Here is an 11048-nt window from a genome sequence, read left to right as displayed (position 1 = left end):
ACAGGCAACTCAAATCCCCATCTCCGGCACGGCTATTGCTACACCGCTGGCAACACACCGTTTTTATGACGGTCAGCCACGCGAGAGAGCACGATGCCCCAGGCCGCCCACGTAACCCGAGCCCCCAATCAGCAGGGGCATGCCCCGATCGAGCAGGACAGCCACCAGGGTATCGAGCACGCCTTCGCCCTGTTCAACCAGGTGTCCAGCCAACTCAGCCAGTCCTACAGCCTGCTCGAAGCCCGGGTCAGTGAGCTGAAGGGCGAGCTGGCGGTGGTCAGTGCGCAGCGCATCGAAGAACTCAGCGAAAAGGAACGCCTGGCCAACCGCCTGCAGAACCTGCTGGACCTGCTGCCTGGCGGGGTAATCGTGATCGATGGCCATGGCCTTGTACGTGAAGCCAACCCGGCTGCCTGCGAACTGCTCGGCGAACCGCTGATCGGCGAATTGTGGCGCCAGGTAATCGCCCGCAGCTTTGCGCCGCGCAAGGACGACGGCCATGAAATCTCGCTGCGCGATGGCCGCCGCCTGTCCATCGCCACCCGGTCGCTGGATGCCGAACCCGGCCAACTCGTGCTGCTCAACGACCTGACTGAAACCCGTCGCCTGCAAGACCAACTGGCCCGCCACGAGCGCCTGTCATCGCTGGGGCGGATGGTCGCCTCGCTGGCCCACCAGATTCGCACGCCGCTGTCGGCAGCCATGCTCTATGCCAGCCACCTGGCCGATAGCGAGCAAGCGTTGAGCGCGGAAACCCGCCAGCGTTTCGCCGGTACCTTGAAGGAGCGCCTGCACGAGCTGGAGCATCAGGTGCGCGACATGCTGGTGTTCGCCCGTGGCGAGTTGCCGCTGGGTGACCGGGTTACCCCAAAAGCCCTTTTCCAGGCCCTGCAGCAGGCGGCCCAGGCCCATGTGCAGGGGCACGCTGTGCGCTGGCAGTGCGACAGCCATCTGGGTGAGCTGCTGTGCAATCGCGATACCTTGGTCGGTGCCTTGCTCAACCTGATCGAGAATGCCCTGCAGGCCAGCGACAGCCCGGCGCGGTTGAAGGTGCACCTGTTCCGCCGCGAGCGCACCTTGCAGATGTGCGTAAGTGATGCGGGCAGTGGTATCGACGCCGGGTTGTTGGCGCGTCTGGGTGAGCCGTTCCTGACTACCAAAGCCACTGGCACCGGCCTTGGCCTGGCGGTGGTCCAGGCCGTGGTGCGTGCCCATCAGGGCCGTTTGCATCTGCGCTCGAAAGTGGGCCGTGGCACCTGCGTGCGGGTAGAGCTGCCGTTGATCGACGGGCAATTGGCGGAGGGGGTGTAATGGCAATCAAGGTGCTGCTGGTCGAGGACGACCGCGTATTGCGCCAGGCGCTGGGCGATACCCTGGAAATCGGCGGTTTCGCCTACCAGGCGGTGGGCAGCGCTGAGGAAGCGCTGGAGGCGGTGCTGGATGATGCTTTCAGCCTGGTGGTCAGCGATGTGAACATGCCCGGTATGGACGGGCACCAGTTGCTGAGCCAGTTGCGCCGTCAGCAGCCCCAGTTGCCGGTGCTGTTGATGACGGCGCACGCCGCCGTCGAGCGTGCCGTCGAGGCCATGCGCCAGGGGGCTGCCGACTATCTGGTCAAGCCGTTCGAGCCCAAGGCGCTGCTCAGCCTGGTCGAGCGGCATGCCGCGGGGCGGGTGGTCGCCGAAGAAGGCCCGGTGGCCTGCGAGCCGGCCAGCCGCCAGTTGCTGGAGCTGGCCGCGCGCGTGGCGCGCAGTGATTCGACTGTGCTGATTTCCGGGGAATCCGGCACCGGCAAGGAAGTGCTTGCACGTTACATCCACCAGCAATCGCAGCGGGCAGCGCAGCCCTTCGTGGCAATCAACTGCGCGGCCATCCCCGACAACATGCTCGAAGCCACCTTGTTTGGCCATGAAAAGGGTGCCTTCACCGGTGCTATCGCTGCCCAGGCCGGCAAGTTCGAGCAGGCCGAAGGGGGCACCTTGTTGCTCGACGAAATTTCGGAAATGCCAATGGCCTTGCAGGCCAAGCTGCTGCGCGTGTTGCAGGAGCGCGAGGTGGAGCGGGTCGGCGGGCGCAAGCCGATCAGCCTGGACATCCGTGTGCTGGCCACGACCAACCGCGACCTTGCTGGCGAAGTGGCCGCCGGGCGTTTCCGTGAAGACCTGTACTACCGCCTGTCAGTGTTCCCCCTGGCCTGGTGCCCATTGCGTGAGCGCCCGGGCGATATCTTGCAACTGGCCGAGCGCCTGCTGGCGCGCCACGCGGCCAAGATGAAACACGCCCCGGTGCGCCTGTCGCCGCAGGCCCGGGCTTGCCTGCAGGCCTATGCCTGGCCGGGCAACGTGCGCGAACTCGACAACGCGCTTCAGCGGGCGCTGATCCTGCAGCAGGGCGGGGTGATCGAGGCGGCGGATTTCTGTCTGGCAGGCGCCATTCCATTGTCAGCTGGCACAGAGCCATCACCTGCAGTGTCAGTCGAGGCCAGCGGGCTGGGCGATGACATGCGTCGCCATGAGTACCAGATGATCATCGACACCCTGCGCGCCGAGCGCGGTCGGCGCAAAGAGGCGGCCGAACGGCTGGGCATCAGCCCACGCACCTTGCGCTACAAGCTGGCGCAGATGCGCGATGCCGGGTTCGACGTCGAGGCCAGCCTGTTCGGCTGACACTGCGCCCCGCTGTGAATGGATACCACCCTGTGGGAGCGGGCATGCCCGCGAAGACCCCACGCGGTGGCTGGCACCGGCTGCGCCGGTGTTCGCGGGCTCGCCCGCTCCCACAGGGCCGCGCCAACCCGTGAAGGTGATTGCCAAGGCTGGCACCTTTGTTGCTTTACGTAGGCTATTCGCCGCATGAGTGTCAAAAAAATGCGGCCGCAGGAGAGAGAAGGGTCATGAGCCAAGGTGTTGAATTCAATCGTCTGATGCTGGACATGCGGGCCATGCAGGCCGATGCCATGTCGCTGCCTAAGGTCACCGCAGCCCCCGAGCTGGCACCGGGGCAGAGTACCTTTGCCGACATGCTTGGCCAGGCCATCGGCAAGGTGCATGAGACGCAGCAGGCATCGACCCAACTGGCCAATGCCTTCGAGATCGGCAAGAGCGGCGTCGACCTGACTGACGTGATGATCGCTTCGCAAAAGGCCAGCGTGTCGATGCAGGCCATGACCCAGGTACGCAACAAGCTGGTCCAGGCGTATCAGGACATCATGCAGATGCCGGTTTGAGGACGGACGTAAACCATGGCTGAAGCAGTCGTCGACAACGCCCCCGCCAAGACTGGCTCGGCAGCGGCCAAGCGCCCGCTGCCAGGTATGTCGTTCCTGGAAAACATCGCGCAGATGCCCATGCTGCGCCAGGTCGGCCTCATGGTCGGCCTGGCGGCCAGCGTGGCGATCGGCTTTGCCGTGGTGCTGTGGTCGCAACAACCCGATTACCGTCCGCTGTACGGCAGCCTGTCGGGCATGGACACCAAGCAGGTCATGGACACCCTGGGTGCCGCTGATATCCCTTATAACGTTGAGCCCAACTCCGGTGCTCTGCTGGTCAAGGCCGACGACCTCTCCCGTGCGCGCCTGAAACTGGCGGCTGCCGGCGTAGCGCCCAGCGATGGCAATGTTGGCTTCGAACTGCTCGACAAGGAGCAAGGCCTGGGCACCAGCCAGTTCATGGAGGCCACGCGCTACCGCCGCAGCCTGGAAGGCGAGCTGGCGCGTACCGTTTCCAGCCTGAACAACGTGAAGGCCGCGCGCGTGCACCTGGCCATCCCGAAAAGCTCGGTGTTCGTGCGTGACGATCGCAAGCCCAGCGCCTCGGTGCTGGTCGAGCTGTACCCGGGCCGTGCCCTGGAGGCCGGTCAGGTGTTGGCCATCGTCAACCTGGTGGCGACCAGTGTGCCGGAGCTGGATAAATCCCAGGTCACCGTGGTCGACCAGAAGGGTAACTTGCTGTCCGAGCAGTTGCAGGACTCTGCCCTGACCGAAGCCGGCAAGCAGTACGACTACAGCCGCCGCATGGAAAGCATGCTCACCCAGCGCGTGCGCAACATCCTGCAGCCCGTGCTGGGCAATGACCGCTACAAGGCCGAAGTGTCTGCCGACCTGGACTTCAGTGCCGTCGAGTCGACCGCCGAGCAGTTCAACCCCGATCAGCCAGCATTGCGCAGCGAGCAGTCGGTTGAAGAGCAACGTGCCAGCAGCCAAGGCCCGCAAGGCGTGCCTGGTGCGCTGAGCAACCAGCCGCCAGGCGCCGCTTCGGCACCGCAAACCACCGGTGGCGCCGCTACCCCGGCCGCCGCCATTCAGCCTGGCCAGCCGCTGGTGGATGCCAACGGCCAGCAGGTCATGGACCCGGCCACCGGTCAGCCGATGCTCGCGCCGTACCCGTCGGACAAACGCCAGCAAAGCACCAAGAACTTCGAGCTGGACCGCTCCATCAGCCACACCCGTCAGCAGCAGGGGCGCATGACCCGCCTGTCGGTGGCGGTGGTCGTGGACGACCAGGTCAAGATCGACCCGGCCACCGGCAACACCAGCCGTGCGCCGTGGGCTGCCGAAGACCTGGCGCGCTTCACTCGCCTGGTGCAGGACGCGGTCGGCTTCGACGCCAGCCGTGGTGACAGCGTGACGGTGATCAACGTGCCATTTGCCGCCGACCGTGGCGAAGAAATCGCCGATATCGCCTTCTACCAGCAGCCGTGGTTCTGGGACATCGTCAAGCAAGTGCTGGGCGTGGTGTTCATTCTGGTGCTGGTGTTCGGCGTGCTGCGGCCGGTGCTTAACAACATCACAGGGGGCGGCAAGCAGGCGGCTTCCGATAGCGACATGGAGCTGGGCGGCATGGTGGGGTTGGATGGCGAACTGGCCAACGACCGCGTCAGCCTGGGTGGCCCGACAAGCATTCTGCTGCCTAGCCCGAGCGAGGGTTACGAGGCACAGCTCAACGCAATCAAAGGCCTGGTGGCCGAAGACCCGGGCCGTGTAGCCCAGGTCGTCAAAGACTGGATCAACGCCGATGAGTGATAACCGAGCCGTTACCGCCAAGCTGAGCCGCGTCGACAAAGCGGCAATCCTGTTGCTCTCGCTGGGCGAGACCGATGCGGCCCAGGTACTGCGGCACATGGGCCCCAAGGAAGTGCAGCGGGTGGGTGTGGCCATGGCGCAGATGGGTAATGTGCACCGTGACCAGGTGGAGCAGGTGATGAGCGAGTTCGTCGACATTGTCGGCGACCAGACCAGCCTGGGCGTGGGGTCCGATGCCTATATCCGCAAGATGCTCAACCAGGCGCTGGGCGAGGACAAGGCCAACGGCCTGGTCGACCGCATCCTGCTGGGTGGCAACACCAGCGGCCTGGACAGCCTGAAGTGGATGGAGCCGCGCGCCGTCGCCGACGTGATCCGCTACGAGCACCCGCAGATCCAGGCCATCGTGGTCGCTTACCTCGACCCTGACCAGGCGGGTGAAGTACTGAGCAACTTCGACCACAAGGTGCGCCTGGACATCGTCCTGCGCGTGTCGTCGCTGAACACCGTGCAGCCGGCGGCGCTCAAAGAGCTGAACCAGATTCTGGAGAAGCAGTTCTCGGGCAACTCCAACGCCGCGCGCACCACCTTGGGCGGTATCAAGCGCGCTGCCGACATCATGAACTTCCTCGACAGCTCCGTGGAAGGTGCACTGATGGATGCGATCCGCGAAGTCGACAGCGACCTGTCGGAGCAGATCGAAGACCTGATGTTCGTCTTCAACAACCTGGCCGACGTCGACGACCGGGGTATCCAGGCGCTGCTGCGCGAAGTGTCGTCCGACGTGTTGGTGGTCTCGCTCAAGGGCGCCGACGAGCGGGTCAAGGACAAGATTTTCAAGAACATGTCCAAACGTGCCTCGGAACTGCTGCGCGACGACCTGGAGGCCAAAGGGCCGGTGCGGGTCAGCGACGTGGAAACGGCGCAGAAGGAAATCCTCACCATCGCCCGCCGCATGGCCGAGGCCGGCGAGATCGTGCTCGGCGGCAAGGGTGCCGAGGAAATGATCTGAGTCACTAGCGGCGGGCCTTGAGGGTTCTGTGTAGGAGCGGGCTTGCCCCGCGAACACCGGCAACGCCGGTGCCATGCACCGCGGCGCCTGCTTCGCGGGACAAGCCAGCTCCCACAGGGGCCAGACCTGTATCCCTTTGAACAGGGTTGTGAGTACCTGAAAACATGTCCAGCAAAGAACATCACCCCAGCGACCTGATCCGCGCCCGCGACCTCGAGGGCGTGGACGTGTGGACGCTGCCCAGCTTCGACCCGGAGCCAGAGCCCGTACCCGAGCCTGAGCCTGAACCCGAGGCGGTCGAGGAAGAAATCGAGGAAGTGCCGCTGGAAGAAGTCCAGCCACTCACCCTGGAAGAGCTCGAGGCGATCCGCCAGGAAGCCTACAACGAAGGTTTCGCCACCGGCGAGCGAGAGGGCTTTCACAGCACCCAGCTCAAGGTCCGCCAAGAGGCCGAAGCGGCCCTGAAGGCCAAGCTCGACAGCCTCGAGCAACTGATGACCAACCTGATGGACCCGATCGCCGAGCAAGACACGCAGATCGAGAAAACCCTCGTTCACCTGGTGGCGCACATGACCCGCCAGGTGATTGGCCGCGAATTGCGCAACGACTCCAGCCAGATCACCCAGGTGCTGCGCGAAGCACTGAAGCTGCTGCCCATGGGGGCGGACAATATCCGCATTCACCTCAACCCGCAGGACTTCGAGCTGGTCAAGGCCCTGCGCGAACGCCATGAGGAAAACTGGCGGTTGCTGGAAGACAGCGCACTGCTACCGGGGGGCTGCCGTATCGAGACTGCCCATAGCCGCATTGATGCAACCATGGAAACGCGCATCGAGAAAACCGTGGCGCAGCTGTTCGACCAGTTGCACGATCATTCTCTGCACCCGGCGGCGCCAGACATGTCGGTAGACCTGGACGCCCCCGTCGAGCGTTCGGTGGAAAGCCCTGATGCACCTTAAGCGCACCAGCTTCGGCAAGCGCCTGGGCAGTTATGCCGAGGCCATCGCGCTGCCGACCCAACCCATCGTGGAAGGCCGCCTGCTGCGCATGGTCGGGCTCACCCTGGAGGCCGAAGGCCTGCGCGCTGCCGTGGGTAGCCGCTGCCTGGTAATCAACGACGACAGCTACCACCCGGTCCAGGTGGAAGCCGAAGTCATGGGGTTTGCCGGGCCCAAGGTGTTCCTCATGCCGGTCGGCAGCATTGTCGGTATCGCCCCCGGCGCCCGGGTGGTGCCGCTGGACGACGGCGGCCGATTGCCCATGGGCATGAGCATGCTCGGTCGGGTGCTGGATGGCGCCGGCCGTGCGCTGGATGGCAAGGGCGGGATGAAGGCTGAGGACTGGGTGCCGATGGATGGGCCGGTGATCAACCCGCTCAACCGTGACCCTATCAGCAAGCCGCTGGACGTGGGCATCCGCAGTATCAATGGCCTGCTGACCGTTGGTCGCGGCCAGCGCCTGGGCCTGTTCGCCGGTACCGGCGTGGGTAAGTCGGTGTTGCTGGGCATGATGACCCGCTTTACCGAAGCCGAAATCATCGTGGTTGGCCTGATCGGCGAACGGGGCCGCGAGGTGAAGGAATTCATCGAGCACATCCTGGGTGAGGAGGGCCTCAAGCGCTCGGTGGTGGTGGCTTCACCTGCCGATGATGCGCCGCTGATGCGCCTGCGTGCTGCCATGTATTGCACGCGCATTGCCGAGTATTTCCGTGACAAAGGCAAGAACGTGCTGTTGTTGATGGACTCGCTCACCCGTTTCGCCCAGGCCCAGCGGGAAATTGCCCTGGCCATCGGTGAGCCGCCGGCCACCCGTGGTTACCCGCCGTCGGTATTTGCCAAGCTGCCCAAGCTGGTGGAGCGGGCGGGCAATGGCGAGCCGGGCGGTGGCTCGATTACCGCGTTCTACACCGTATTGTCCGAAGGTGATGACCAGCAAGACCCCATCGCCGACTCGGCGCGCGGTGTACTCGACGGCCACTTCGTGCTGTCGCGCCGGTTGGCCGAAGAGGGCCATTACCCGGCCATCGACATCGAAGCCTCGATCAGCCGGGTGATGCCCCAGGTGGTCGACGCCGACCACTTGCGCCAGGCGCAAAAGTTCAAGCAACTGTGGTCGCGCCTGTCGCAAAGCCGCGACCTGATCAGCGTGGGCGCCTACGTGGCCGGCGGCGACCCGGAAACCGACCTGGCCATTGCCTTGCAATCCAGGCTTGTGGATTTTCTGCGCCAAGGCCTGCAGGAGAATGTGGGCATGGCGCAGAGCCGCGAACAGTTGGGGGCGATCTTCACGCCCCCGGCAGGCTGATAGGGCATGGCCCTGCCTGGGCGCGCGGCGCGCCTGACGCCGGTGGTGGGCATGGCCGAAGAGGCCGAGCGCAAGGCCGCCCAGCGCCTGGGGCATTTCCAGCAGCAAGTGGCCACGGCTCAGGCCAAGCTGGCCGAACTGGAGCGTTTTCGTGAGGATTACCAGCTGCAGTGGATCAACCGTGGCGGGCAGGGGGTAAATGGCAGCTGGCTGGTCAACTACCAGCGTTTTCTGGGGCAGCTGGAAACGGCCATGACCCAGCAGCGTCAGAGCCTGGTCTGGCACCAGAACAACCTCAACAATGCCCGTGGCATTTGGCAGCAGGCCTATGCCCGGGTAGAGGGGTTGCGCAAGCTGGTGCAGCGCTACATGGACGAAGCCCGGCGCGCCGAAGACAAGCGTGAGCAGCGGTTGCTGGATGAGTTGTCGCAGCGCTTGCCCCGCCAAATCCTTTAGCCAAAGCCTTGCGCTGTGCCTTGTAGGAGCGGCCTTGTGCCGCGAAAGGGCCGCAGAGCGGCCCCGGCGATATCTGCTGCGAAGCTGAAAATCTGGGGCCGCTACGCGCCCCTTTCGCGGCACAAGGCCGCTCCTACAGGGGGCGCGTTCTTGCGACCCATGCCATCGCCTGCTAAACCTTACTGGAGTTGCATTCGCCATCATCGAAGGAATCGCTAGCATGGCAGTCGAGACTGATTTTTCGCAGGAAGGGAAAAAGCTGACAATCAAGATCAAGGGGCGCTTCGATTTCGGCAAGCATCAGGAATTTCGTGACGCCTACGAACGCCAGCCCGACCGGCCCGACTCGGTGATCGTTGACCTGAAAGACACCACCTACCTCGACAGTTCCGCGCTCGGCATGCTGCTGTTGCTCAGGGACCACGCGGGCGGCGATGAGTCGGACGTGCGCGTGGTGCATGCCAGCTCTGATGTGCGCAAGATCCTTGCGATCTCCAATTTCGAAAAACTCTTCGACATCAGTTGAGCGTCGACATGCCCGCCGAACAGGCGTTGACAGTGCTGGTCGCCGAAGACGGAGCCGCCGACCGACTGCTGTTGGCGCAGATCGTGCGACGCCAGGGCCATCAGGTAGTCACCGCAGAAAATGGCGAGCAGGCAGTGGCGCTGTTCGTCGAGCGGCGCCCGCAGCTGGTGCTGCTGGATGCACTGATGCCGGTGATGGATGGCTTTGAGGCGGCGCGGCAGATCAAGGCCCTGGCCGGCGAGGCGCTGGTGCCGATCATTTTCCTGACGTCGCTGAATGAAGAAGAGGGCCTGGTGCGTTGCCTGGAGGCCGGGGGCGATGATTTCATGGCCAAGCCTTACAGTGCGGTGATCCTCGGCGCCAAGATTCGCGCCATGGACCGCCTGCGCCGGCTGCAGGCTACCGTGCTGGAGCAGCGCGACCAGATCTCCCGGCACCACCACCACCTGCTCAACGAGCAGCGGGTGGCCAAGGCGGTGTTCGACAAGGTGGCTCACTCCGGATGCCTGTCTGCCCCCAACATCCGCTACCTGCAATCGCCCTATGCGCTGTTCAATGGCGACCTGATGCTGGCCGCGTTCACGCCGGCCGGTGACATGCGCGTGCTGCTCGGCGATTTCACCGGCCACGGCCTGCCGGCGGCGGTGGGGGCCATGCCACTGGCAGAGGTGTTCTACGGCATGACTGCCAAGGGCTACGGCATGGCGCAGATCCTGCGCGAGATGAACGCCAAGCTCAAACGCATCCTGCCAGTGGACATGTTCTGCTGTGCGCTGCTGCTCGACCTCAGCTTGCAGCGTGGCGCAGTAGAGGTGTGGAATGGGGGCATGCCCGATGGTTATCACTTGTCGATTGATGGCCAGGTGCTATCATCGCTGAGGTCGCGGCACCTCCCACTGGGCATCCTGGCTGCGGAGCGTTTCGATGACAGCACCGAAGTGTTGCCATTGGCGCCGGGTGAGCGGCTGTTATTATTGTCGGACGGCGTGCTGGATACCGCCGATGACCAGGAGCGGTTATTCGGCGTCCGGCGCCTGCGTACGGTGCTGGCCGACAATCGCGACCCGGAGCGGCTGTTCGATGAGGTGATGCAGGCATTGAAGCGCTTTGGCGGGCGCCCGCGGGACGATATCAGCCTGTGCGACATTCGCATGTTCAGCGCTGAGGAGCGGGTGCCGGCGCCGATCATCTACTCTGATAGCGGCCGCTCCAGCCCGCTGGACTGGTCGCTGGGGTTCGAGGTGCGGGGCGAAAGCCTCAAGCGCTTCAATCCGGTGCCGTACCTGGTGCAGTTGTTGCAGGAAATTCACGGCCTGCGCGCACGCACCGGCAGCCTGCACGCAGTGCTCAGCGAACTGTATTCCAATGCGCTGGAGCATGGGGTGCTGGGCCTGGATTCGCGGCTCAAGCGCGATGGGCAGGGGTTTGCCGACTATTACCAGGAGCGCGCCCGGCGTCTGGGCGCGTTGACCGACGGGTTCGTGCGCATCGACTTTACGGTTGAACCGCACGCCGGTGGCGGGCGTCTGATAGTTGAGGTGCTCGACAGCGGCGCCGGGTTCGACGTGCAGCGTGTGCTGTCGCGGCCTTCGCTGGCGCACGGCCTGAGCGGGCGTGGCCTGAACCTGGTCCAGCGGCTGGCCAGCAACGCCCGCTGGAGTGAGGACGGGCGTCGCGCGCATGTGGAGTTCATATGGTGAGCCACAGGTTGGCTCGGGCATAATCTGGCT

The 11048-nt window shown here is 64.5% G+C and carries 10 protein-coding genes; all 10 read left to right on the top strand.

All coding sequences use genetic code 11. The features are described from left to right. The first annotated feature begins 93 nt into the window (after positions 1-93). On the top strand, positions 94-1311 hold the full coding sequence (locus OZ911_RS20830) for a sensor histidine kinase (RefSeq protein ID WP_023047004.1): 1218 nt from the start codon (positions 94-96) through the stop codon (positions 1309-1311). After that, complete coding sequence (locus tag OZ911_RS20825) at positions 1311-2666, top strand: sigma-54-dependent transcriptional regulator (protein ID WP_070086898.1); 1356 nt, start codon at positions 1311-1313, stop codon at positions 2664-2666. The genes OZ911_RS20830 and OZ911_RS20825 overlap by 1 nt, the downstream gene beginning before the upstream one ends. A 227-nt stretch (positions 2667-2893) precedes the next feature. Next, positions 2894-3226, top strand: a complete 333-nt coding sequence (fliE, locus tag OZ911_RS20820) for a flagellar hook-basal body complex protein FliE (protein ID WP_003254438.1) — start codon at positions 2894-2896, stop codon at positions 3224-3226. A gap of 15 nt (positions 3227-3241) precedes the next feature. After that, complete coding sequence (fliF, locus tag OZ911_RS20815; RefSeq protein ID WP_070086897.1) at positions 3242-5020, top strand: flagellar basal-body MS-ring/collar protein FliF; 1779 nt, start codon at positions 3242-3244, stop codon at positions 5018-5020. Further along, a complete protein-coding gene (fliG, locus tag OZ911_RS20810) occupies positions 5013-6032 on the top strand; it encodes a flagellar motor switch protein FliG (protein ID WP_016488432.1) in 1020 nt (339 codons plus the stop codon). Before fliF ends, fliG begins: the two co-directional genes overlap by 8 nt. A 164-nt stretch (positions 6033-6196) precedes the next feature. After that, positions 6197-6991, top strand: coding sequence for a flagellar assembly protein FliH (fliH, locus tag OZ911_RS20805; protein ID WP_016488431.1), 795 nt, complete (start codon positions 6197-6199; stop codon positions 6989-6991). Then, positions 6981-8336, top strand: a complete 1356-nt coding sequence (fliI, locus tag OZ911_RS20800; RefSeq protein ID WP_060519404.1) for a flagellar protein export ATPase FliI — start codon at positions 6981-6983, stop codon at positions 8334-8336. Before fliH ends, fliI begins: the two co-directional genes overlap by 11 nt. Positions 8337-8342: 6 nt before the next feature. Beyond that, complete coding sequence (fliJ, locus tag OZ911_RS20795) at positions 8343-8792, top strand: flagellar export protein FliJ (protein ID WP_016488429.1); 450 nt, start codon at positions 8343-8345, stop codon at positions 8790-8792. Positions 8793-9012: 220 nt separating this feature from the next. Then, entirely contained in the window at positions 9013-9318 is a 306-nt protein-coding gene (locus OZ911_RS20790) for an STAS domain-containing protein (RefSeq protein WP_023049336.1), read from the top strand. Between the two features lie 8 nt (positions 9319-9326). After that, complete coding sequence (locus tag OZ911_RS20785) at positions 9327-11018, top strand: fused response regulator/phosphatase (protein ID WP_070086896.1); 1692 nt, start codon at positions 9327-9329, stop codon at positions 11016-11018. Positions 11019-11048 lie beyond the last annotated feature (30 nt).

The organism is Pseudomonas fortuita, assembly GCF_026898135.2.
Classification (GTDB): Bacteria; Pseudomonadota; Gammaproteobacteria; order Pseudomonadales; family Pseudomonadaceae; genus Aquipseudomonas; species Aquipseudomonas fortuita.
The sequence above is the reverse complement of the archived record's forward strand: the minus strand, read 5'-3'. Positions and strand labels throughout refer to the sequence as shown.